Annotated in this window: 18 protein-coding genes; 9 read left to right on the top strand and 9 right to left on the bottom strand. The window is 70.2% G+C overall.

The window, feature by feature from the left end; translation table 11 throughout:
• Positions 1-308: 308 nt before the first annotated feature.
• Positions 309-2,396: a glycoside hydrolase family 99-like domain-containing protein gene (locus tag FQY83_RS14650; RefSeq protein WP_146388720.1), complete on the bottom strand. Its 2,088-nt coding sequence runs from the start codon at positions 2,394-2,396 to the stop codon at positions 309-311.
• Positions 2,397-2,580: 184 nt separating this feature from the next.
• On the opposite strand from FQY83_RS14650, the gene FQY83_RS14645 reads away from it, so the two are divergent.
• The 5 genes from FQY83_RS14645 to FQY83_RS14625 all read left to right on the top strand — a co-directional run bounded on the left by FQY83_RS14645 (position 2,581) and on the right by FQY83_RS14625 (position 7,645).
• Entirely contained in the window at positions 2,581-3,105 is a 525-nt protein-coding gene (locus FQY83_RS14645) for a hypothetical protein (protein ID WP_158636522.1), read from the top strand.
• Positions 3,106-3,405: 300 nt separating this feature from the next.
• On the top strand, positions 3,406-3,696 hold the full coding sequence (locus FQY83_RS14640; protein WP_146388718.1) for a hypothetical protein: 291 nt from the start codon (positions 3,406-3,408) through the stop codon (positions 3,694-3,696).
• 150 nt (positions 3,697-3,846) lie between these two features.
• Positions 3,847-4,578, top strand: a complete 732-nt coding sequence (locus FQY83_RS14635; RefSeq protein WP_146388717.1) for a CoA transferase subunit A — start codon at positions 3,847-3,849, stop codon at positions 4,576-4,578.
• Positions 4,578-5,213 (top strand): CoA transferase subunit B, encoded by a 636-nt coding sequence (locus tag FQY83_RS14630; RefSeq protein WP_146388716.1) that lies wholly within the window; start codon positions 4,578-4,580, stop codon positions 5,211-5,213. Before FQY83_RS14635 ends, FQY83_RS14630 begins: the two co-directional genes overlap by 1 nt.
• Before the next feature lie 104 nt (positions 5,214-5,317).
• Positions 5,318-7,645, top strand: coding sequence for an FG-GAP-like repeat-containing protein (locus tag FQY83_RS14625; protein ID WP_158636521.1), 2,328 nt, complete (start codon positions 5,318-5,320; stop codon positions 7,643-7,645).
• A 370-nt stretch (positions 7,646-8,015) separates the two neighbouring features.
• Here the strand turns inward: FQY83_RS14625 and FQY83_RS14620 are convergent, their stop codons facing one another.
• The 3 genes from FQY83_RS14620 to FQY83_RS14610 all read right to left on the bottom strand — a co-directional run bounded on the left by FQY83_RS14620 (position 8,016) and on the right by FQY83_RS14610 (position 12,418).
• Positions 8,016-8,756, bottom strand: coding sequence for a phosphoadenylyl-sulfate reductase (locus FQY83_RS14620; RefSeq protein ID WP_146388714.1), 741 nt, complete (start codon positions 8,754-8,756; stop codon positions 8,016-8,018).
• Positions 8,753-10,474, bottom strand: a complete 1,722-nt coding sequence (gene cysI, locus FQY83_RS14615) for an assimilatory sulfite reductase (NADPH) hemoprotein subunit (RefSeq protein ID WP_146388713.1) — start codon at positions 10,472-10,474, stop codon at positions 8,753-8,755. Before cysI ends, FQY83_RS14620 begins: the two co-directional genes overlap by 4 nt.
• A gap of 105 nt (positions 10,475-10,579) precedes the next feature.
• The gene (locus tag FQY83_RS14610) at positions 10,580-12,418 is read right to left on the bottom strand and encodes an assimilatory sulfite reductase (NADPH) flavoprotein subunit (RefSeq protein WP_146388712.1); all 1,839 of its coding nucleotides are present in this window, start codon (positions 12,416-12,418) and stop codon (positions 10,580-10,582) included.
• A gap of 142 nt (positions 12,419-12,560) precedes the next feature.
• Here FQY83_RS14610 and cysD point away from each other — a divergent pair, with 142 nt between their 5' ends.
• The gene (gene cysD / locus FQY83_RS14605; protein WP_146388711.1) at positions 12,561-13,487 is read left to right on the top strand and encodes a sulfate adenylyltransferase subunit CysD; all 927 of its coding nucleotides are present in this window, start codon (positions 12,561-12,563) and stop codon (positions 13,485-13,487) included.
• On the top strand, positions 13,487-15,328 hold the full coding sequence (gene cysC / locus FQY83_RS14600; RefSeq protein ID WP_146388710.1) for an adenylyl-sulfate kinase: 1,842 nt from the start codon (positions 13,487-13,489) through the stop codon (positions 15,326-15,328). Before cysD ends, cysC begins: the two co-directional genes overlap by 1 nt.
• A gap of 74 nt (positions 15,329-15,402) precedes the next feature.
• Here the strand turns inward: cysC and FQY83_RS14595 are convergent, their stop codons facing one another.
• The gene (locus tag FQY83_RS14595; RefSeq protein WP_146388709.1) at positions 15,403-15,669 is read right to left on the bottom strand and encodes a GlsB/YeaQ/YmgE family stress response membrane protein; all 267 of its coding nucleotides are present in this window, start codon (positions 15,667-15,669) and stop codon (positions 15,403-15,405) included.
• A 156-nt stretch (positions 15,670-15,825) separates the two neighbouring features.
• On the bottom strand, positions 15,826-17,319 hold the full coding sequence (locus tag FQY83_RS14590) for a M20 family metallopeptidase (protein ID WP_146388708.1): 1,494 nt from the start codon (positions 17,317-17,319) through the stop codon (positions 15,826-15,828).
• A gap of 206 nt (positions 17,320-17,525) precedes the next feature.
• Here FQY83_RS14590 and FQY83_RS14585 point away from each other — a divergent pair, with 206 nt between their 5' ends.
• A complete protein-coding gene (locus tag FQY83_RS14585; protein ID WP_146388707.1) occupies positions 17,526-17,861 on the top strand; it encodes a ComEA family DNA-binding protein in 336 nt (111 codons plus the stop codon).
• A 174-nt stretch (positions 17,862-18,035) separates the two neighbouring features.
• A complete protein-coding gene (locus FQY83_RS14580) occupies positions 18,036-18,656 on the top strand; it encodes a HutD/Ves family protein (RefSeq protein ID WP_146388828.1) in 621 nt (206 codons plus the stop codon).
• Positions 18,657-18,767: 111 nt separating this feature from the next.
• Here FQY83_RS14580 and FQY83_RS14575 read toward each other — a convergent pair whose 3' ends face one another.
• The 3 genes from FQY83_RS14575 to FQY83_RS14565 form a co-directional block, all read right to left on the bottom strand.
• A complete protein-coding gene (locus tag FQY83_RS14575) occupies positions 18,768-20,405 on the bottom strand; it encodes a sulfite reductase subunit alpha (protein ID WP_146388706.1) in 1,638 nt (545 codons plus the stop codon).
• Positions 20,402-21,367 (bottom strand): FAD:protein FMN transferase, encoded by a 966-nt coding sequence (locus FQY83_RS14570; RefSeq protein ID WP_146388705.1) that lies wholly within the window; start codon positions 21,365-21,367, stop codon positions 20,402-20,404. The genes FQY83_RS14575 and FQY83_RS14570 overlap by 4 nt, the downstream gene beginning before the upstream one ends.
• 284 nt (positions 21,368-21,651) lie before the next feature.
• Entirely contained in the window at positions 21,652-22,533 is an 882-nt protein-coding gene (locus FQY83_RS14565; protein ID WP_146388704.1) for a DUF4198 domain-containing protein, read from the bottom strand.
• Between the last annotated feature and the right edge of the window lie 6 nt (positions 22,534-22,539).

Raw genomic sequence — 22,539 nt, 5'->3', positions numbered from 1 at the left:
CGTAAGGGTCCTTGCAGGTTGGGGGCGCGCAACGCGGGTGGCGCGGAGCGGTGCCGGATTTTAGCCGGTTGCCGATGGCCAGGCGAACCGCGGCTGGGGAGGGCGCCTCACGCGGGAGCGCCACCGGGCACGACCAGGCTCCTCGGGAGGCCCCGGACGATCGTCATTTCGAGCGCAGCGGGAAATCTACGTCGTTGATTTCCCGGGATTCCTCGCTGCGCTCGGAATGACAAAGCGGATTGTCCAGACGTTCCCTCGCAACCCCGGAAAGACGGCGGCGGCCGTCCCGCGGACGGCCGCCGCCACGCTTATCCGCGACTCGGCCTGGCGTAAGGATAGGGGCGGTCGCCTTCGGTGTCGGGTTCGCCGCAGACGTCGGCCGCGCTGCGGGTTTCGAAGCCGGCGTCGTTGACGCACAGGGCGAAGATGCGCTCGATTGCGTGCGCCAGGGTGCCGTCGAGCTGCCCGTCCTCGGGTTCGAACTCCCACTCCTCCAGGTGGGCGTCGAGCAGCGGCCGCAGGGCGTCCAGTCGGCACCAGAACATGCTGCCGGCGATGAAGCGATGCGGCAGGTAGCGCCGGTCCTGCAGGCCCAGGCGGGTGACCAGGTACTCGATGGCGTCGCGGTTCGCGGCAAGATAGGTCTGCATCGGCTGCAGGTGCCCTTCGGGGCCGACGGCGCCGAGGAGGGGATCAGATGCGAAGGCGTCGAGGATGCGGCCGGCACGCTGCGGCGCCATCAGCCGATCCAGCATGTCGCGCCGCCACTGGTCGCCATCGCGACGGTGCTGCGAGCGCTTGGTGTGCAGTTTGAGGACGATGTCGTGGCCCTCGTCGAGAAGACGGTCGGCCACGCGCAGGAAGGGCAGGATGTCGCGGCCGCGGTTTTCCGACACGACGACCTCGCCCGACAGCGCGGAGCGTTCGAGCACGCGGCGGATCTCGCGTTCGCGTTCCGGCGACGTCGTCACGTACAGGCGCCAGTCGATGCGCGTCCCGACGAGGCGCTGCAGGATGTCCGCAAACTCGTCCGGATACCAGGCGTGGACGACGGCCGCGGGCCCGGAAGGCTGCGTGCGGTCCCCGGCGGCGTGTCGCAGGCCTTCGCTGGTGGCGTGGAGCCACGCGTGGCCCAGGCGACGATCGGGTTCGAGCACCGCGCCTTCCGCCCACTCGTTCCAGGCGTTGATGAAGACCAGGCGCTCGTCCGGTCGCGGCGAGGCCAATCGCTCGCGGATGGTCGAGGACAGCCAGTCGCGGTAGCGGCGCGGCGAGGCATGCAGGAAGACGCGGCCGAGCCCGGTGCGCCGCGGTTCGTTGTCCCATCCCGGATTGACGCAGGGATACAGCGTGTACGGCGGCGGGGACCGTCGCAGCGCGCCGGCGGCGAGCTGGCGCCAGTCGAGAGCCTTCCCCGCGAAGTCGGGGTTGAGCAGCCGCTGCCAGCGGGTGATGTCGGTCGGTTCGCTCAGGTTGGGCGGGAACTCGATCGCGGCATCGAAGCCGATGTCGCCCGGATCGGGGCGCTCGAAGCCCTGGACGTAGCACAGGTGGATCCCGCCGACGCCCAGTCGTTCGCATTCCGATCGCCAGCGACCGGCGGTGGCGCGGATGTCGGGGAACAGGCTCGGGCGGTAGACCAGCAGGACCGGCTTGCCGTCCACGCGCAGGTAGCGCGGATCCTCGAGGTAGCGGGCGACGTGGCGGATGAACGCCAGGTCGTCCTCGGCCGAATGCTGCTGGCCGAGGATGATCTCGTTGTCGCGTCCGTCCCAGCGCCGCGACCAGCTTTCGTTGGCCCAGCACAGGCAGAACGGCAGGTCGATGTCGCGATTGCGCAACCACGCCTGCAGGGGCGCTTCGAGCGGACGGGTGCCGTTGAACCAGTAGAAATAGAAGGCGAAGGCGCCGATGCCGTGGCGGCGCGCCAGTTCCGCCTGTCGCCGCATGACGTCGGTGTCGCGCAGGTCGTAGTCGCCGAGATCGCCCGACAGCCGCGGTTGCGCATGGCCGTCGAACTGGGGCGTGGCGCGGTTGACGTTGCGCCATTCGGTGAATCCGGCGCCCCATGCGGCGTCGTTCTCGGGGATGGGATGGAACTGCGGCAGGTAGAAGGCGACGAGCCTGGCAGGCAGGGGCGAGGGCAGCACGGGCGTCGATGCCCCGCGGTAGCCGATCGCACGCCCGGTCGCGTCCCTGCGGCCCTGGCGTTCGCGGGCATGCGCGTTCGCAGGCAGGCCGCGCGGCGGCGCGGGCACCAGGAAGCCGAGGCGGCCCAGGAACCACTGCCGCAGGCGGTCGCGCGATGCCTCGCCCAGGGGGACCGCGCGGAACAGGCCGCGCAGGACGTGGAAAACGGCGGTGCGCAGCAGGGGCAGGGGAGTTCTGCGCGACATGCGCCGGATTTCGCGGGGTCGGGTGCTTCAGGGGAGGGTTATGTTGAGGCAAATACCGTCCACGGCCAACACGCCGGTACGCGGCATGCGGGTGCGTGCAGGGCGCGGCGCTATCTTGGCGCGCTGCTCTGTGCCTGCCCGCTGTTCTGGTCGGCGTGTTCTGGATTCCAAGACAGGAGGCGTGATGTTGATGGTGCAACGACGCGGGAATCGACCCGGCAATGGTGGCGCGGGCCATCGCCGCAGGATGCGGGGCTGCCTGCCCGTGCTGGCGCTGCTGGTGCTGGCCGGTTGCGGCGACGAGGTGGCGCAGGAAGCCCGTGAACGCGACCGGGCCGCGCAGCAGGCGGCGGCGCCTGCGCCTGCCGCCGGCCTGCCTCCGCAGGCGCAATCGCCGATGCGCTTCGAGATCACGTCGTCTTCCGGCGTCGAGGTCGCGGCGGCGGCGGTCGATTTCCGCTGCGTGGACGGCAAGGCCGCGTCCGCCGAGGTGCAGGTGGACTGGAAGGTCGCGATCCCCGGCGTGACCGCCGTCAGGATCAAGGTCGTCGCCGAAGGGGTGCAAGACAAGACCTGGACGGAGGCTGGCGGCACGGGACAGGCGACGACCGGCCCCTGGGTCAATGACGGCATGCGGCTGCGGCTGGAGGCCTTGTCCGACGGTTCGGTGCTTGGTGAAGTGCGGGCCGTCGCCGGACCCTGTACGTGAGGTTGCCTGTCCTTGGCTTCGGCGCCTGGCGCCTGTTCCTCGCGTCGCCGATGGTCGGGTCGCCTAGGGGGATGATCCTTGGCTGCGCCGCATATGCAGTGTGGGGATTCTTCGTTCTCAGCGACTTCCTGATGAGGTTCGTGTTGACGAACAAGCACGGGTTCGTGACGTGGGGTTGCGGACCTATCTCTTCAACCGGTTCATACGGATTTCCAGCTTTACTGGCGGGCCTGGACGGCGCATGGCCTGCTCTGGTTCAAGCTGCCCTACTGGCCGTGGGCCTGGGGCCTGTACGCTTCGATGCTGCTGTCGGCGTGGGTGGTGGTCTCGCTCTATCGCCAGCCGTCGGGCAGGGTCGACAAGTTGTCCGGAGACCTGAGCTATCCGGTCTACCTGATCCACACGACGGTGGCGGCATGGTTCATGTGCCCCTGCGGATTCTCCAGGTCGTTCGACTTCTTCCTCAAGTCCTTCGCGTTGACGCTGCTGTTGTCGTGGCTGATCGTCATCGCGATCGACCGCCCGCTGTCCCGGCTGAAGCTCAAGCCGGCCGGCGCCGGCCGGCGCGCCAACGCGCCATCCGGCGGATGACTTGCCGCCGACGCGTGCGGGAGATGGTGTGGGGGCGCCACTTCGGAACGCCTGGCAAGGCTGTCGGGCACGGGACGATTGGCCGTTCGTCCGATGGGCGAACCTGCCTCAACGGGTAGAATCGGCGCAATGTCCAGTCGGGGAGTGCGAATGTCTTCTCAATCGGTAGGGGGCGGTTCTGCGCGCAAGCGGTGTGCGGATGCGGCGGCGGCCTTGCGTGACCTCGTGGCCGACGGCCAGACGCTGGCGGTCGGCGGCTTCGGCCTGTGCGGCATCCCCGAGGCCCTGATCGCCGCGCTGCGCGATTCGGGCGTGAAGGACCTGACCGTGATCTCCAACAACGCCGGCGTCGACGGCTTCGGCCTCGGCCAGCTGCTGGAGACGCGGCAGATCCGCAAGATGATTTCGTCCTACGTCGGCGAGAACAAGGAGTTCGAGCGCCAGTTCCTCGGCGGCGAGCTGGAGCTGGAGTTCAACCCGCAGGGCACCCTGGCCGAGCGCCTGCGCGCCGGCGGCGCGGGCATCCCGGCCTTCTTCACCGCCACCGGCTACGGCACGGTGGTGGCCGAGGGCAAGGAGACCCGCGAGTTCGGCGGCAAGCACTACGTGCTCGAGACCGCGCTGGTGGCCGACGTGTCCCTGGTCAAGGCCTGGAAGGCCGACGAGGCCGGCAACCTGGTGTTCCGCAAGACCGCGCGCAACTTCAATCCGGCCTGCGCGATGGCCGGCAAGGTCTGCGTGGCCGAGGTGGAGGAGGTCGTTCCGACCGGAACCATCGATCCCGACCACGTGCACCTGCCCGGCATCTACGTCGACCGCATCGTGCTCAACCCGACCCCCGAGAAGCGCATCGAGCAGCGCACCGTGCGAGGAGCGAAGTAATGGCCTGGACCCGCGACGAGATGGCGCAGCGCGCCGCGCAGGAGCTGAGCGATGGCGCCTACGTCAACCTCGGCATCGGCCTGCCGACCCTGGTGGCCAACTACATTCCCGACGGCATGGACGTCTGGCTGCAGTCGGAGAACGGCCTGCTCGGCATCGGCCCGTTCCCGACCGAGGACGAGGTCGACGCCGACCTGATCAACGCCGGCAAGCAGACCGTGACCGCGCGCCAGGGCGCGAGCTACTTCGGCAGCCACGACTCCTTCGCCATGATCCGCGGCGGCCACATCGACCTGGCCATCCTCGGCGCCATGCAGGTCACCGACAAGGGCGACCTGGCCAACTGGATGGTGCCCGGCAAGATGGTCAAGGGCATGGGCGGGGCGATGGACCTCGTCGCCGGGGTCAAGCGCGTGGTCGTGCTGATGGAACATACGGCGAAGAATGGCGAACACAAGATCCTGCCCGAATGCACCCTGCCGCTGACCGGGGTGGGGGTGGTGGACCGGGTCATCACCGACCTGGCCGTATTCGACGTCGCCGAGGGCGGCCTGGCGCTGCGGGAACTCGCCCCGGGCGTGTCCGAGGACGAGCTCCGGGCGAAAACGGGGGTACAGTTCACAGGCGCGGTGTGAGCGTGTGCGGTTAGAGATGGTTTAACTTCCGGCCACCTACCGGCAGGCATATGCTGCGACACTCTCCGCACAGGGCGGAGACACTTTATTTCTGGGATCGCAACATGCGCAAACATCTGCTGGGACTGACGCTGATCGCCGGATTGGCGGGCTGCACGTCGGAATTCGATTCGGATCGTACCGAGGCCTCCAGTCCCGTCGCCAAGGCGGAGGCATCCGCCGCGGCCGACCTGACGCCGGAGTCGCTGGCCACGCTCCGCGGCTCCTCGACGAGCTTCGCGTCCCTGCCGGACCGGGGTGAACTGCTGTCCTACGGCGGCGGCCGCAAGGCCCGGCAATCCGGGGCCTATTCCTACCATCCGGTCGCGATCAGCGAGGCGCATGCGCTGAATGCGATCGGCAAGGGCGAGATGGTCGTCACCATGCCCGACGGCAAGCCGCTGCGCCTGGCGTACCAGCGCCACGAGGAACAGCCCGACGGCAACTGGACCTGGATCGGCGGCGATGCCGACGGCAGCAACAACGCGGTGCTGACCTTTGGCGACAAGGCCGTGTTCGGCATGATTTCGGTCGGAGACGACTACTACCGCGTCCGTACCGACGCGACCGGCGCCTGGGTAGTCGCCACCGACCGCAGCCGCGTCGCCTCGGGTGGCGGGCAGCGCGCCAGCGGGCCGGATTTCCTGGCGCCGCCGGAGGGCGGCGGCGTGCTGGCCGCCTCGGCGACCAGTCGCCTGGCCAAGTCCGGTGCCGCCGCCGCTGCCGTCAACGAAAAAGCCACTGCCGTGGTGGACGTGGTGATCGGCTATTCCAGCAGCATCGCCACCCGGCAGGGCAGTCAGGCGGCGGCCGTCACCCTCGTCGCCAACCTCGTGGCGCTGAGCAATGCGGCCTATGCCAGCAGCGGCGTGAACATGCGCCTGCGCCTGGTGCACGCCATGTCGGTCACCTACGCCGACACCAGCGACAACCAGGACGCGCTGCAGAAGCTCACCGGCTACGACGCCACCACGCAGCAGCCGATCACGGTCGACAGCGCGTTCACCGCGCTGCGCTCGGCCCGCAACGAGTACGGCGCCGACGTGGTTGCGTTCGTGCGCGGCTACCGTGAACCCGAGCAGGATGGGTGCGGCATCGCCTGGTTGCTCGGCATGAACCAGTCCGGCATCACCGTCGCCGGCGACGCGGAGTTCGCCTATGCCGTGGTCAGCGACGGCGAGGACCGCGACGAAGGCGACGGCAATACCTACTTCTGCAGCGACTACTCGCTCGCGCACGAACTCGGCCACGTGATGGGCCAGGCCCACAACACGCAGGATGCCCAGGGACGCGCCGGCGCGCACACCTATTCGTATGGCTACCGCGAGTCGTCGGCGACCGGCTTCTTCACGATCATGGCCTACCCGTCGGGCGACAATCAGATCGAGGCGCCGTATTTCGCCAATCCGGCGGTGAACTACCTCAATCGTCCCACCGGCACGGCGACTGCCGACAACGTCCGCAGCATGAACCAGACGATGCCGATCATCGCCCAGTTCCGGGCGACGGTGGTGCCGTTGGGCAACGTGCGCAGCGATTTCGACGGCGACGGCAAGTCGGACGTGATCTTCCGCAATTCCAGCACCGGGCAGAACGCGATCTGGAAGTCGGTGAACATCGCGACCCAGCAGCAGATGGCCACCGTGGCGAGCCAGGCCTGGATCATCGCCGGGACCGGCGACTTCAACGGCGACGGCAAGGTGGACGTGCTGTGGCGCAATACCTCGACCGGCAATAACGTGATCTGGCGGTCCGGACTGCACTCGCAGCAGCAGACCGTTGCCACGGTCGCCAACCAGAACTGGAAGGTTGCGGGGGTTGGCGATTTCAACGGTGACGGCGTGGCCGACATCCTGTGGCGCCGTGCCGACACCGGCCAGAACGTGATCTGGCTGAGCGGCCATCACGCCACGCAGCTCACGGTGGCGACCGTGGTCGGCGGCGGCTGGACGGTGGCGGGCGTCGGCGACTTCAACGGCGACGGCAGGAGCGACATCCTCTGGCGCAGCACCACGACCGGCAACAACACGATCTGGCGCAGCGCCAGCAGCGCCAGCCAGCAGGCGGTCACTTCGGTCCCGAGCCAGGCATGGCGCGTCGCGGGTGTCGCAGACTTCAACGGCGACGGACTGGACGACGTGCTGTGGAGCAATGCGAGCACCGGCGCGAATTCGATCTGGCGCGGCGGCAGCAGCGGCTCCCAGCAGGCGGTCGTCAGCACCGGTACGGCGTGGGCCGTGGCGGCCGTCGGTGACTACGATGGCGACGGCAGGGCCGACATCCTGTGGCGGAATTCCGCAAACGGCAACAACGTCTACTGGAAGTCGGGCAACCATGCCACCCAGCAGCCTGTCGCCGCGGTCCCGAACCAGGCCTGGAAGGTCTTCTACTGATCCGATCACGCTCCCGGGCGTGGCCATGCTTCACGAGCGAGCCGGGATTCCCCGGCTCGCTTCGTTTCGGGGCGGCGATGCCCGCCTGGCGCGTCCGGCGGAATGGCGTCCCGGGCGCAGCGGGGAAGCGCTTTTTTTCGATGTCCGCAGACCGGTCGATCCGCTACTGCGCGTCATGTGCGGGCAACGGGCAGGCCCCTTGCTGCGCCCGAAGGACAATGCGCATTCGCCCGGATGTTCCCTCGGGTGAATCTCCAGGGAGCCTCTGAACAACTGTCATTATCGAGCGCAGCGAGAAATCCAAGCCCTTGATTCGGCGGGATTCCTCATTGCGTTCGGGAGGACAGATTCAGACTTGTGCAGAGGTTCCCTAGGTCGAGGGAACCGTCTCCGCGTCGAAATGCAGCCCACACTCCCGCTTGAGTCCGAAGAAGCGGGTGTCCTCGATGTCCATGCCGGCCGTCAAGGGGCGGGTGGTGTGGATGTCGCCGATCGAGACGTAGCCCTTCTCCCACAACGGGTGGTAGGGCAGGTCATGGCGGGCGAGGTAGTGCCCGACATCGCGATCGCTCCAGTCCGCGATCGGATGCAGTTTCCACCGCCCGTCCTTGCGCTCGAGGAAGTCGATGTTGGCGCGGGTGCTGGCCTGGCTGCGGCGCAGGCCGGCGATCCAGGTGCCGACGCCGAGTTCCTTGAGGGCGCGCTGCATGGGTTCGACCTTGCGCAGGCGGTTGTAGCGGGTGATGCCGTCGACGCCTTCCTCCCAGATGCGGCCCATGCGCGCTTCCATCCAGGCGATGCCGATCTGCGGGCGGTAGACCTTGAGGTTGAGCTTGAGGCGTTCGGTCAGTTCGTCGATGAAGCGGTAGGTTTCCGGGAACAGGTAGCCGGTGTCGATGACGATCACGGGGATGTCGGGGCGCTGCTGCGCCGCCAGGTGCAGCGAGACGGCGGCCTGGGTACCGAAGCTCGACGACAGGGCGTGGGTGCCGGGCAGCGTGCGCAGCGCCCATTCGACGCGTTCCTCGGCGCTGCGCCCGGCCAGCCATTGGTTCAGCTCCGCCAGGGCATCGGGCGATTCGGCGGCGGCCATCGGGGTGGGCAGGTTCATGCGACTTTCTCTACCAGCGTGCTTTCGATCGGAATGCCGCTTCGGCGGTCTCTTTCCGGAATGTCGACGACGCCCGCGCGCAGCAGGAAGTCGCCGAAGCCTTCGTCGCGGTGGCGCGACCGGGCGTAGCGTGCGAACAGCGGTTCGAGCTCGTCGAGGATCTGCGGCTCGGTGAGGTTCTCGCGGTACAGGGTGTTCAGGCGCTGGCCGCGGTGGTCGGCGCCGAGCATCAGGTTGTAGCGGCCCGGCGCCTTGCCGACGAGGGCGATTTCGCCCAGGTAGGGGCGCGAGCAGCCGTTGGGGCAGCCGGAGACACGCAGCAGGATCGGCGCTTCGGCCAGGCCATGCTGTTCCAGCAGCGGCTGAAGTTTCGCGGTGAAGTCGGGCAGGTAGCGCTCGGCTTCGGCCATCGCCAATGCGCAGGTGGGCAGGGCGACGCAGGCGACGGCGGTGCGCGCGAGCGCGGTCGGCGCGCGGTTTTCCGCATCCAGGGCGTGCTGCGCGACCAGCGCGTCGATGCGCTCGCGCTCGCCCGCGGGCACGCCGGCGATGATGAGGTTCTGGGTGGCGGTCAGGCGGAACTCGCCCTGGTGGATGCGGGCGATCTCGCGCAGGCCGGTGAGATGCGGCGTGCCGGGGCGGTCGGCGATGCGGCCGGCCGGCAGCGACAGGGTCAGGTGCCAGCGGCCGTCCTCGCCCTCGACCCAGCCGAAGCGGTCGCCGTTATGGTCGAAGTGGAAGGGGCGCGCGGGTTCGAGCTTGAAGCCGGCGCGCTGCTGCATCTGGTCGACGATGAAGTCGAGCCCGTGGTCGTCGATGGTGTACTTGAAGCGCGCGTGCTTGCGCTCGACGCGGTCGCCGAAATCGCGCTGCACGGTGACCGCGGCGGCGGCGATGTCGATCACGCGCTCGGGCGGGACGAAGCCGATCACGCTGGCCAGGCGCGGGTAGGTCTTCGGGTCGCCGTGGCTGGCGCCCATGCCGCCGCCGATGGCGACGTTGAAGCCGGCCAGGTTGCCGCGCTCGTCGACGATCGCGATCAGGCCGAGGTCGTTGGCGAACACGTCCACGTCGTTGAGCGGCGGCAAGGCCACGGCCATCTTGAACTTGCGCGGCAGGTAGGCGGTGCCGTAGATCGGGTCTTCTTCCTGGCCGCTGTCGGCCAGCTTTTCCTCGTCCAGCCAGATCTCGTAGTAGGCGCGGGTCTTCGGCAGGAAGGCGAGCGAGAGCGTCTGCGCCCAGTCGTGCACCTGCGCGTGCAGGCGCGACTGCAGCGGGTTGCTGGCGCCGAGCACGTTGCGGTTGACGTCGCCGCAGGCCGAGACGGTGTCGAGCAGGCTGGCGTTGATCGCCTGCATGGTCGCCTTGAGCTCGCGCTTGATGATGCCGTGGAACTGGAAGGTCTGGCGGGTGGTGACGCGCAGCGAATGGTTCGCGTAGGTGGTGGCGATGGCGTCGAGCTTGAGCCACTGCTCGGGGGTGAACACGCCGCCCGGGGCGCGGATGCGGATCATGAACTGGTGCGCGGGTTCGAGCTTCTGCCGGCGGCGCTCGTCGCGGATGTCGCGGTCGTCCTGCTGGTAGGTGCCGTGGAACTTGACCAGGCGCTGGTCCTCGAACGACAGCGAGCCGGTGACCGGATCGGCCAGGCCTTCGAGCAGCGTGCCGCGCAGGCCGCGGCTGCTGGTCTTGATGTCTTCGACGGAAGGGTGGCTCATGGTGGGGATGGCTGCCGGAGGTTCATGGGAGCGCCTTCAGGCGCGATGCTTTTGCACGGACACGGAATGGAGAAGGAGCGTCGCGCCTGAAGGCGCTCCCACGGGTCAATAGACGTCGCGGCTGTAGCGGCCTCCGGTCTGCAGTTCGGTGAGGTAATCGACCGCCGCCTCGGCATCGCCGCCGTTGTGTCCGGTCACGATATCGAGCAGCGCGGCGTGTACGTCCTTGCCCATGGCGATCGCGCCGCAGACGTAGAAGTGGGCGCCGGACTGCAGCCAGTCGTAGACCTCGCGGCCGCGCTCGCGCAGGCGGTGCTGGACGTAGACCTTGTCGGCCTGGTCGCGCGAGAACGCGAGGTCGAGGCGGTGCAGTTCCTTGTGGCGCAGGGCGTCCTGCCACTCGGTCTGGTAGAGGAAGCCGGTGTTGAAATGCTGCGCGCCGAAGAACAGCCAGTTGCGGCCGGTGGCGCCGGTTTCCGCGCGTTCCTGCACGAAACCGCGGAACGGGGCGACGCCGGTGCCGGGGCCGACCATGATGATGTCGCGCGAGGCGTCGGCGGGGACGCGGAAGCGCTCGTTGTGTTCGACGTAGACCGGCACCTGGCCGCCTTCGTCGAGCGCGGCGAGGAAGCCGCTGGCGGCGCCGAGGTGGTCGTGGCCGTGCGCGGCGTAGCGCAGCACGTCGAGCGTCAGGTGTGCCTCCTCGCCAACGCGCTTGCGGCTCGAGGCGATCGAGTACAGGCGCTGGGCCTGCGGGCGCAGGGCGGCGAGCAGGGCGCCGGCGTCCCAGTCGGCCGGCCAGCGGCGCAGCACGTCGGCCAGCTGGTGGTCGGCCAGCAGTGCGGCGAAGCCGGCGTTGCCCGGTTCGAGCAACTGCTGCAGTTCAACGGCGCCGGAACGCTCGGCATGCGCGGCGAGGAACGGGCGCGACAGCCGGGTCAGCTCGCGGCGAGTGGCCAGCCATTCGGACAGCGGCAGGGTGTCGCCGTCGACGGTGGTGGCGGCGTCACCGTCGAGCTTCGCGGCCTCCAGCACCGAGGCGACCAGCGACTCGGGATTGCGGTGGCGGATGCCCAGCGCGTCACCGGGTTCGTAGTGCAGGCCCGAGCCGTCGAGCGACAGTTCGAGGTGACGCACCTCCTTGTCGGCGTCGCGATACTGGCGGAAGCCGACGCTGCGGAACTCGCGGCCGCTGAGCGTCTGGTTCGCCAGCACCTCGGCCGGGAACGGGCGCTCGTGCGACCACGCCGCGGCCGGGCGCAGCGGGGTGACGGTGGCCAGGTGCGCGGCGGCGGGCGCGGCGGACTTGAGCTGTTCGCGCGCCTGCGCCAGGGCGGCTTCGCCCCAGGGCTCGGCGACGGTGTCGATGTCGAGATCGGCCAGGCCGACCTCGGCCACGCGCTGAGCGCCGAGTTCGGCCAGGCGCGCGTCGATCCTGCGGGCGATGCCGCAGAAGTCGGCGTAGCTGGTGTCGCCGAGGCCGAGCACGGCGTACTTGAGCTCCGGCAGCTTGGGCGCGCGCTTGCCGGCGAGGAATTCGACGAAGCCGATCGCGTCGTCCGGCGGATCGCCTTCGCCCTGGGTGCTGATGACGATGTAGAGCAGGCGCTCGCCGGCCAGTTCGCGGGTGGCGTAGGCGTCGGCGCGCAGCAGGCGCGCGGGCAGGCCGGCGGCCTGCACCTTGGCGAACAGCGCTTCGGCGGCGCGTCGGGCGTTGCCGGTCTGGCTGCCGTAGACGATGGTCAGCCGCCCCGCCGCCGGCGCATCGGGGCGCGGGGCGGCGGCGGAAGCGGGCTGTTCGTGGCCGCCACGGCTGGCCAGTCCGGCGGCGTATCCGGACAGCCACCACAGCCCCGCCGGCTCCAGCCCCTGGGTGAGGCGAAAGAGCGCATCCGCCGTTTCCTGGGGAAAAGGCAGCGCAGGCAATGCAGCGGGTGCGGACATCCTCCGACGTTCCTCGGGGTGGCGGGTTCGCAGCAAAGGCTAGGCGCGCGCGCGGAACGCGGGAAAGGATGGTCGGTTATGCGGACATTCCCTGTGGTGATTTACGGGATATGCGGGGGGTGTCGCTACAATCCCGGCGCATATGACGTCCTCGAATCCCATTCCCGCCCCGGCCGGCGGCGACCTCGATCGCCTCGAAGCCGAGAGCCTGCACATCCTGCGAGAGGTCGCGGCCGAGTGCCGCAACCCGGTCCTGCTGTATTCGATCGGCAAGGACAGCTCGGTGCTGTTGCATCTGTTACTGAAAGCCTTCGCGCCCGCGCTGCCGCCGATCCCGCTGCTGCACGTGGACACGACGTGGAAGTTCCGCGAGATGATCGCCTTCCGCGACCGCCGCGCGGCCGAGACCGGCATCGAACTGCGCGTGCACGTCAATCCCGACGGCGTGCGCGACGGCATCGGTCCGCTGAGCCACGGCGCCAGCGTGCACACCGAGGTGATGAAGACGCTGGCGCTCAAGCAGGCGCTGGAGGCCGGCGGCTACGACGCGGCGATCGGCGGCGCGCGCCGCGACGAGGAGAAGTCGCGCGCCAAGGAGCGCGTGTTCTCGTTCCGCGACGCGAAGCACCGCTGGGACCCGCGCCGGCAGCGGCCGGAGCTGTGGAACCTGTACAACGCCCGCGTCGGCGACGGCGAGAGCGTGCGCGTGTTCCCGCTGTCGAACTGGACCGAACTGGACGTGTGGCGCTACGTGCGTCGCGAACACATCGACGTGGTGCCGCTGTACTTCGCGGCGCAACGGCCGGTGGTGCGCCGCGACGGAACCTGGATCATGGTCGACGACGAGCGCTTCGTGCTGCGCGAGGGCGAAACAGTCGAGCAACGCCGCGTGCGCTTCCGCACGCTCGGCTGCTATCCGCTCACCGGCGCGGTGGAATCGGACGCGGCCGACCTCGACGCGGTGATCGCGGAGATGGAGACCAGCGCGCAGTCCGAGCGCGCCGGGCGGCTGATCGACCATGCCGATGGCGATTCGATGGAGAAGAAGAAGCGCGAGGGCTATTTCTGATGGCGGGCGACGTACAACGCGATTTTCTCCGCCTCATCGCCTGCGGCAGCGTCGACGACGGCAAGAGCACCCTGATCGGCCGCCTGCTGCACGAGGCCGGACGCGTGCCCGACGACGAGCGCGCCGCGCTGGCGCGCGCCAGCGCCACGCACGGCACGCGCGGCGGCGACATCGACTACGCGCTGCTGCTCGACGGCCTCGACGCCGAGCGCGAGCAGGGCATCACCATCGACGTGGCATGGCGCCACCTGCAGACGGCGAAGCGCCGCTTCCTGATCGCCGACTGCCCGGGCCACGTGCAGTACACGCGCAACATGGCCACGGGCGCGTCGATCGCCGACCTCGCCATCGTGCTGGTCGACGCCACCAAGGGCCTGCTGCCGCAGACCTTCCGCCACGCCGCGATCCTGTCGCTGTTCGGCGTGCGCCACGTGCTGCTGGCGGTCAACAAGATGGACCGCGTGGGCCATGACCAGGCGGTGTTCGACGGCATCGCCGCGCAGTTCCGCGCGCATGCGGCGAAGCTGGGCGTGCCGGACGTGGTCGCGATCCCGGTCGCGGCTGCGGTCGGCGACAACGTCACCGCGCGCTCGCCCGGCATCGACTGGTACCACGGGCCGAGCGTGCTCGAATACCTGGAGACCGTCGAAGTCGCGACGCCGGACCCGGCGCAGCCGCTGCGGCTGCCACTGCAGTCGGTGCTGCGCGACGGCGAGGGCGGGCGCTGGCTGGCCGGCACGCTGGCCTCAGGCACGGTGCGGGTGGGCGATGCGGTGCGGGTCGAGCCCGCCGGTGCGTCGAGCCGGATCGCGGCGCTGGCGGTTTCGGGCACGCCCGCGGATTCGGCGCGGGTGGGGCAGGCGGTGGCGGTGCAACTGGCCGACGAGGTCGACGCCGGCCGCGGCCACGTGCTGGCCGCCGCCGACGCGCCGCTGCTCCACAGCGACCAGGTCGTCGCCGACGTGCTCTGGTTCGACGAGGCGCCGCTGCTGCCGGGACGCCGCTACCAGCTCAAGACCGGCACGCGCACGGTCGGCGCGCGGATCAGCGAGCTCAAGTTCCGCCACGATCCGGAAAGCCTGCAGCCGCTGGCCGCCAAGCGGCTCGAATTCAACGAGATCGGCGAGATCGTGCTCTCGCTCGACGCCGTGGTCGCCTACGCGCCGTATGCCGAGAGCGCCGCGCTGGGCGGCTTCATCCTGGTCGATCCGATCAGCCGCGCCACGGTCGGCGCCGGCATGATCCGCCACGGCCTGCGCCGCGCCGACAACATCCACTGGCAGGCGCTCGACGTCGACCGCCGGGCGCGCGCCGCGCTGAAGGGGCAGCATCCGCGCTGCGTCTGGTTCACCGGCCTGTCGGGCGCGGGCAAGTCGACCATCGCCAACCTGGTCGAACGCGGCCTGCTGGCCAAGGGCCTGCACACCTACCTGCTCGACGGCGACAACGTCCGCCACGGCCTCAACCGAGACCTCGGCTTCACCGACGAGGACCGCGTCGAGAACCTGCGCCGCGTCGCCGAGGTGGCGAAGCTGATGACCGACGCCGGCCTGGTCGTGCTGGTGAGCTTCATCTCGCCGTTCCGCGCCGAGCGCGCGGCCGCGCGCGCGCTGTTCGACGAAGGCGACTTCGTCGAGGTCTTCGTCGACACGCCGCTGGCCGAGGCCGAGCGCCGCGACGTGAAGGGCCTCTACGCCAAGGCGCGCAGCGGCCAGCTGCCGAACTTCACCGGCATCGACTCGCCTTACGAGCCGCCGGAGCATGCCGAACTGGTGCTCGACACGCAGGCGGCGAGCCCCGAGGTGCTGGCGGAACAGGTGATCGCGCGGCTGCTCGACTGACGGCGTGCCTGCAGGTTCACGTCAAAAAGGAAGCCGAGCATTGCCCGGCTTTCCTGCTTCGATGGGCCTTGGCCTCAGCGCTTCTTGCGCAGGAAGCCGACGATGAACAGCAGCGCGATGGCGCCCAGCGTGGAGGCGATGAAGCCGGCCGCCTGGCCGTCGCCGTACCAGCCGACCGCGCGGCCGATCCAGCCGGCGAACAGCGCGCCGGCGATGCCGAGCACGATGGTCAGCAGGAAGCCCATGTTCTGCTTGCCGGGCTTGAGCAGGCGCGCGACCACGCCGACGATCAGGCCGATGAAGATGATGTAGAGCCAGTTGCTGCTGCCGAACAGTTCCATGCGCGCTCCCCAAGGATGGATGGTGGGTGAAGCTTGGCAGGGTCGGCGGCGTCGCGCCAGCCGGGGTGTCTATGGGGCCGCGTTTGGCTCCCTCCCCCGCCTGCGGGGGAGGGTTGGGGTGGGGGCCATCGGAGCACGCGCAAGCCGGACCCCGCCTCAACAGCAGCCGTGGTCCCCGTGTCGCGTGCCGCTGTCCGGCGCCACCGCCGCGCCGGTGGTCTCGCCGCGCTGGCTGGCGAGGTGGTGTTCGGCGATCACGCGCGCCACCGAGGCCGTCACCCGCTTGCCCATCGGGATGTGCAGGAACTCGTTCGGACCGTGCGCGTTGGAATGCGGGCCGAGCACGCCGGTGATCATGAACTGCGCACCCGGGAACTTCTCGCCGAGCATGCCCATGAACGGGATCGAGCCGCCTTCGCCCATGTACATCGCCGGGGCACCGAAGAACTCGTTGCTGGCCGCGTCGATGGCCTTTTCCAGCCACGACGACATCGCCGGCGCGTTCCAGCCGCTCGAGGCCTTCTCCAGCGCCAGCGTGACCTGCGCGCCGTTGGGCGGATCGCGCAGCAACTCGGCCTGCAGCAGGTCGCCGGCCAGCTTGCCGTCGAGCGTGGGCGGCAGCCGCAGCGACAGCTTCACCGCGGTCTGCGGGCGCAGCACGTTGCCGGCCGAATCCAGCGCCGGAATGCCGCCGACGCCGGTGATCGACAGCGCCGGGCGCCAGGTGCGGTTGAGCACCAGTTCGGCGAGATCGTCGTTCATCGGCTTCATGCCCGGCAGCAGCGGGAACTTGTCGTAGATCGCGGTGTCGAGGACCTCGGCGGCGCGGCGCGCCTGCGCAAGACGCTCGGGCGGGATATCGACGAACAGGCCGTCGAGCAGGATGCGCCCGGTCTTCTCGTCCTCGATCCGCGACAGCAGCTGCCGCAGCAGGCGGAAGCTCGACGGCACCACGCCCGAGGCATCGCCCGAGTGCACGCCTTCCTCCAGCACCTTGACCGTCAGGTTGCCGCCGGCCAGGCCGCGCAGCGAGGTGGTGCACCAGAGCTGGTCGTAGTTGCCGCAGCCTGAGTCCAGGCACACCACCAGCGAGGGCTGGCCGATGCGGTCGGCGAGGTGGTCGACGTAGGCCGGCAGGTCGTAGCTGCCCGATTCCTCGCAGGCCTCGATCAGCACCACGCAGCGCGCGTGCGGCACCTGCTGTTCCTGCAGGGCGAGGATCGCGGCCAGCGAACCGTAGATCGCGTAGCCGTCGTCGGCGCCGCCGCGGCCGTAGAGCTTGTCGCCGCGCAGCACCGGCTTCCACGGGCCGAGGTCGTCGTCCCAGCCGGTCATCTCCGGCTGCTTGTCGAGGTGGCCGTAGAGCAGCACGCAGTCGTCGTTGCTGCCGCCGTGCGCGGCCGGGATGTCGATGTAGATCAGCGGCGTGCGGCCTTCCAGCTGCACCACTTCGACGGCCATGCCGGGCACGGACTGCGCGCTTGCCCAGGCCTCCATCAGCTTCACGGCGTCGGCCATGTAGCCGTTCTTCACCCAGTCGGCGTCGAACATCGGCGACTTGTTGGGGATGCGGATGTATTCGACGAGCTGCGGGACGATCTCGTCGTCCCATTTTTCCGCGACGTAGCGGTCGATCCGGCTGGCGTCCATCGAGCAATCCCGTGTGTGCGAAGAGCGCAATTCTAGCGCGGGGCATGTGTAGGGATTTCCCTACGCCGCGACGCGGCATCGTCCGGTCCCGCGGCAGTCCCTGCGGCGATGCCGCGCGGCGGCCGGGACCGGGAGACTGTGCATACCGGCAGGCGGTCGCCCGCCGGCGGTAAGGAAACCAACCCAACTCTCGAAGGACATCCAACATGAACACGATCAAGAGCCTGTTCGCCACCGTGCTGCTGTCGCTGATGCTGGCCGGCACCGCGTTCGCGGCGGAGAAGGTCAACATCAACACCGCCGACGCCGCTACGCTCGACCGCGTGCTGCACAACGTCGGTGCGTCCAAGGCCGAGGCCATCGTTGCCTACCGCAAGGCCAACGGTCCGTTCCAGAGCCCGGAGCAGCTGGCCCAGGTCAAGGGCATCGGCCTGAAGACGGTCGAGCAGAACCGCGAGCGCATCGTCGTGTCGACGCCGCGCCCGGCCGCCCCCGCCGGCGCCACCACCGGCGCTGCCCGCTCCGCCGCGCAGACGCGCTGACAGTCGTTGACGGGCGCGCAGGGACGCGCGTCCGCAGCTGGGAGCAGGGATGCTCCGGGGACCGGCAGGATGCCGCGACAGGGAAGTCCCGCCGCCCGTTCCACGCCAGGAAGGCATGGGCGGGCGGCCACTTCCCTTTCGCGGCGGCAGAGGCCGGTGGCTAAACTGGCGGGCATGGGCCGGCCAGCGCGCGTGATCCCCGCCAACGAGTACCGCCGGGTGCGCTGGAAGAACGGCGCCGGCTGGACGCGCGAGATCCATGCCGAATCCGGCGCCGGTTCCGGCGAATGGGACTGGCGGCTGTCGATCGCCGAGATCGAGGCCGACGCGCCGTTCTCGGTTTTTCCCGGCGTGGATCGCGAACTGGTGCTGCTGGGCGGGAACGGCCTGCGCCTGTGCTTCGACGACGGCGAGACGCACGAACTGCTGCCGCCCTGCCAGCGCCTGCGCTTCACCGGCGAACGCACGCTGGTCGGGGAACTGGTCGACGGGCGCACCGAGGATTTCAACCTGATGTGGCGCCGCGACGCGGTGGCCACGCAGCTCTGGCACCGGCCGCTGGTCGGCGCGATGGTGGTGTTCGTGGACCCCGGCTCGACCTGGGTCGTGCACCTGCTCGCGGGCCGCGCGCGCATCGCCGGCGACGCGGCGCTGCCGCCGCTGGCGATGGGGGATACCGCATTGCTCACCGCGCCCGACGGCCGCGCGCGCTACGTGCTCGACGGTGGCGGCGAGGCGTTGCTGATCCGCATCGACCGGCGCGAACCGCGTCCGGCGTCCCCGACCACCGTGTAGGAGCGGCTTCAGCCGCGACCGGATTTCCGCGGCGTCGGACGAAGGACGCGCCTGAAGACGCTCCTACAGCCCCGATCTACGTCATTCCATATTCCTGGTCGCGGACGGGTGTCAGTAGACGTCGCGCCGATAGCGCCCGTCGTCGCGCAGCCGGTCGACGGTGTCGTCGCCGAGCGCCTCGCGCAGCACAGCATCGACACCGGGGGCCATGCCTTCGAGGCTGCCGCAGACGTAGAGGCAGGCGCCGTCCGCGATCCATGCGCGCAGCGCGGGTGTGGCCGCGCGCAGGGCGTCCTGCACGTAGCGGTGGTCGCCGCCGTCGCGCGAATACACCAGGTCGATGCGTTCGAGCGTGCCGTCGCGCCGCCAGCATTCGATGTCGTCGTGGAAGAAGGCGTCGCGCGTGCGCTGGCGTTCGCCGAACAGCAGCCAGTTGCGCCGGTGGCCCGCCGCCTCGCGCGCCTTGAGCAGGGCGCGCAGGCCGGCGATGCCGGTGCCGTTGCCGACCAGCAGCATCGGCCGGTCGTCGGCGGGCGGGTGGAAGTTGGGGTTGGCGCGGATGCGCAGGTCGACGCCGTCGCCGGGCGCCGCGTGCAGGCACAGCCAGCCGCTGCCGATGCCGGGCGTGCCGTCGGGGCGCTGCATCTGCCGGACCAGCAGCTGCAGGGTGCCGTCGCCGGGCAGCGAGGCGATCGAGTACTCGCGATGGGGCAGGGGCTGCAGCGCGTCGACCAGCGCCTGCGGGCCGCGGGTATCGGCGGGCGCGAGGTCCGCCAGCTGCGCGCGCGCCAGCGCCTCGCGCAGGGGCATCGGCTGCGACAGGAATTCGACGGACGCCGCGCCGTCCAGCCCGCGTGCGGCCAGCAGCGCGTCGACCACCGCGGCGGCGTTGCGCGGCCCGATCTCGGCGATGTCGCCGGCCTGCCAGGAAGGCGACGCGCCGGGCGGCGGCTGCAGCGCCAGGTGGAAGGCGGGGCCGCCGACGCTGCCGGGGTTGAGCAGGGTGCGGGCGGACAGCGTCCAGCGCTCGTAGCGCGGCGGCGTCCAGTCGGCCAGGGCAGGCGCGCCCGCGGCGAGGCCGAGGTGGTGCTGCCAGTGGCGCAGCGCGCCAGGGTCGCCGTTGTCGACTTCGGTCAGGTCGAACAGCGCGGTGGCATGGCCCTGCCGCAGCCAGTGGTCGAGCTGGTGGCCGAAGCCGCAGAAGTGTTCGTACTCGCGGTCGCCGAGTGCGAGGATCGCGTAGCGCAGTCCGGACAGGTCGGCGGCGCGGGCCATGGTGTCGCGGACGAAGGCCAGCGCCGGATCCGGCGGATCGCCCTCGCCGGTGGTGCTGGCGACGAACAGCGCGCGATCGGTGCGCGCGAGCAGGTCGGCATCGACCGCCGAGAGCGGGCGCAGCGCGACCCGCGCGCCCGCCGCCTTCAGCGAATCCGCGGTATGCGCCGCGAGCTCGGCGGCGAAGCCGGTCTGGCTGGCGTGCGCGACCAGCCAAGGCAGGCGTGCACCGTCGTCGATCGCGGGCGCGCCGCGGCTGCGCCCGCGCAGCAGGCACCAGCCGCAGAAGCCGAGGTAGGCCGCGAGGCTGGCCGCCGCCAGCCACCAGTGGCGCGGGCGCGGCGACGACGGCCACCAGGCGTCGTCGTGCAGCGGCAGCAGGGCGAAGGCGATGGCCAGCAGCGCCAGCAGCGTGGCGGCGTTGCCGAGCCATGCGCGCCAGGGGCGCGAGCCGGTCGCGTGGGTCGCGGTCATTGCGCGAGCCGCGCCTCGAACGCAGGCGTCATGCGCGGCTGCGCATCCGCGCCGGACGGCACGAACCGCGCGGCGAGGCCGCGCGACGCCGCGAAGGCGAAACCGGCCTCCGCGCCCATGACCGTCAGCGCGGTCGACCAGGCATCGGCGTGCATCGCGTCGTCCGCCAGCACGCTGACCGCGGCGGGTGCGTCGATCACCGGTCCGCCGCTGCGCGGATCGATCGTGTGCGCGATTTCGCGCCCGTCCGACTCGAAGCGGTGCCAGCGCGTGCCGGAGGTCGCGACCGCCGCGTCGTCGAGCATGAGCACGCAGGGATCGCCCTCGTCGTCGTCCTCGCCGGTCTCGACCAGCACGCGCCACGGCGCGCCGTCGGGCTTGCGGCCGAAGCCGCGCAGTTCGCCGCCGACATCGACCAGCGCGGCGACGATGCCGCGCGCGCGCAGCAGTTCGGCCACGGCGTCGACGCCGTAGCCCTTGGCGATCGCCGACAGGTCGAGCGACAGGCCGCCGGGCTGGCGCAGTTCGCGCTTCCCGCGATGCAGCGCCAGCGTCCGCCAGCCGCAGGCATCGCGCGCGTCCGCGAGCACGGCCGCGGCGGGCGCCTGCGGTGCGCGCGCGTGCGCGCCGAAGCCCCAGGCGCCGACCAGCGCGCCGATGGTCGGGTCGAAGGCGCCGCCGCTGGCGTCGGCGACCTGCAGCGCGCAGTCCATCACCCGGAAGAAGTCGTCGGGCAATACGTGCCAGCTGCCGGCGGGCGCGCGGTTGAAGCGGCCGATGTCCGAATCGGCTTCGTAGGTGCTCATCTGCGCGACGATGGTGTCGAGCCGCGACTGCACGGCGTCGTGCAGCGCATCGAGCGGCGCCTGGTGCGCCGCGCACAGATCCACGCGCCAGCGCGTGCCCATGGTTTCGCCGTACAGCGCGTGCACGGCGAGGGGGGCGGTGTGGGCGGTGGGCATGGATTCGCGTTCTGGATTGCGGCGGACCGGGTGGGCCGGATTTCTCCCGGGTTGGTCATCCCGGCGACAGCCGGGATGCCTGTGTTGTGGCTGTTCCGGGGGTGCATCAAAGGCAAGATCAAGATGGATCCCGGCTTTCGCCGGGATGACGGGTGCAGAGAGGCCGGGATGACGGGCAACGAAGTCGGAATGGCGGGGGCAGCGAAGCCGGGGTGATGGGGGCAGCGAGGCCGGGATGACGATCGAGGATGTGCAGCGATGCGGGCTTCGCCGGACGGCGTCGCCTACTGCGGCAGCACTTCCAGCGTCGCCACGTAGCCCAGCCGCCGCTGCGTCGCCTTCGGATTCGCCGGCTTGTCGTCCTGCACGCTGGTCTCCAGCCAGTACATGCCCGGCTCCGGCCACGTCACCTTGAGCAGGCCCTCGGCATCGGTGGTCGCATTGAGGTCGTCCTGTGCGTTGCGGTAGCGCGTGCCGCCGCGGACGATCTCGAATTCGAGGCCGGCGGTGGGCTTGCCGTCGACGAGCACGCGGAAGGTCGCTTCTTCGCCGGCGAACAGGTCGTTGGGATGCGTCACCGGCACCAGCTCGATGCCCCTGCCGGAGGGCGCGAGCGCGGTCTCGTTGGGGGCGCCGTTGGTGACGAAGGTCTCGACGCGGCCGTTGCCCTCGGTGATCTGCAGGTTCTTCGCGTCGGCCGGGACCTTGCTGGCCAGGTCGTCCGGCGTCGCGTTGCGCAGGAAGCCGCCGCGCGTTTCGGGCGGCGCGCCGGGGCCGCTGGCCGGCTTGCCTTCCGCCTCGGCCTTCGCCTTCGCCGCCAGGCTTTCGGGCGTGTCCCAGCGCGCCGACAGGCCGGCGCTGACGTTGCTGATGCGGTAGGTGCCCTGCTGCAGCAGCTGCACGTCGAAGGTGCTGCGGTACTTGCCGGTGCTGCCGTTCTTCAGCTCGACCTTGCTGCCGTCGGGCGCGGTCGCGGTGACGTTGTCCAGGCGCATCGGCACGTGGTCGGGGAAGAACAGCTGGTTCGAGATCGCGGCGTCGAAGGTCACCCAGACGTCGTTGCCGTTGACCACGGCCTGCGAGGGGATGATCCATTGCTTGTGCGCGGCCGCGCCCAGCGGCAGCAGCGCGGCGATGGCGAAAACGAGCAGGGAGGAACGCTTCATCGGGAT

Source organism: Luteimonas marina (assembly GCF_007859325.1).
Lineage (GTDB): Bacteria > Pseudomonadota > Gammaproteobacteria > Xanthomonadales > Xanthomonadaceae > Luteimonas > Luteimonas marina.
This window is presented reverse-complemented; position numbering and strand designations above follow the sequence as displayed.

Bases quoted from the DNA above. Each gene is read 5' to 3' on its own strand.
- cysI (WP_146388713.1), bottom strand. From the start codon at position 10,474: ATGAGCCACCCTTCCGTCGAAGACATCAAGACCAGCAGCCGCGGCCTG.
- FQY83_RS14565 (WP_146388704.1), bottom strand. From the start codon at position 22,533: ATGAAGCGTTCCTCCCTGCTCGTTTTCGCCATCGCCGCGCTGCTGCCG.
- FQY83_RS14610 (WP_146388712.1), bottom strand. From the start codon at position 12,418: ATGTCCGCACCCGCTGCATTGCCTGCGCTGCCTTTTCCCCAGGAAACG.
- FQY83_RS14625 (WP_158636521.1), top strand. From the start codon at position 5,318: ATGCGCAAACATCTGCTGGGACTGACGCTGATCGCCGGATTGGCGGGC.
- FQY83_RS14575 (WP_146388706.1), bottom strand. From the start codon at position 20,405: ATGACCGCGACCCACGCGACCGGCTCGCGCCCCTGGCGCGCATGGCTC.
- FQY83_RS14570 (WP_146388705.1), bottom strand. From the start codon at position 21,367: ATGCCCACCGCCCACACCGCCCCCCTCGCCGTGCACGCGCTGTACGGC.
- cysC (WP_146388710.1), top strand. From the start codon at position 13,487: ATGGCGGGCGACGTACAACGCGATTTTCTCCGCCTCATCGCCTGCGGC.
- cysD (WP_146388711.1), top strand. From the start codon at position 12,561: ATGACGTCCTCGAATCCCATTCCCGCCCCGGCCGGCGGCGACCTCGAT.
- FQY83_RS14590 (WP_146388708.1), bottom strand. From the start codon at position 17,319: ATGGACGCCAGCCGGATCGACCGCTACGTCGCGGAAAAATGGGACGAC.
- FQY83_RS14650 (WP_146388720.1), bottom strand. From the start codon at position 2,396: ATGTCGCGCAGAACTCCCCTGCCCCTGCTGCGCACCGCCGTTTTCCAC.
- FQY83_RS14620 (WP_146388714.1), bottom strand. From the start codon at position 8,756: ATGAACCTGCCCACCCCGATGGCCGCCGCCGAATCGCCCGATGCCCTG.
- FQY83_RS14645 (WP_158636522.1), top strand. From the start codon at position 2,581: ATGTTGATGGTGCAACGACGCGGGAATCGACCCGGCAATGGTGGCGCG.
- FQY83_RS14630 (WP_146388716.1), top strand. From the start codon at position 4,578: ATGGCCTGGACCCGCGACGAGATGGCGCAGCGCGCCGCGCAGGAGCTG.
- FQY83_RS14595 (WP_146388709.1), bottom strand. From the start codon at position 15,669: ATGGAACTGTTCGGCAGCAGCAACTGGCTCTACATCATCTTCATCGGC.
- FQY83_RS14635 (WP_146388717.1), top strand. From the start codon at position 3,847: ATGTCTTCTCAATCGGTAGGGGGCGGTTCTGCGCGCAAGCGGTGTGCG.
- FQY83_RS14580 (WP_146388828.1), top strand. From the start codon at position 18,036: ATGGGCCGGCCAGCGCGCGTGATCCCCGCCAACGAGTACCGCCGGGTG.
- FQY83_RS14585 (WP_146388707.1), top strand. From the start codon at position 17,526: ATGAACACGATCAAGAGCCTGTTCGCCACCGTGCTGCTGTCGCTGATG.
- FQY83_RS14640 (WP_146388718.1), top strand. From the start codon at position 3,406: ATGCTGCTGTCGGCGTGGGTGGTGGTCTCGCTCTATCGCCAGCCGTCG.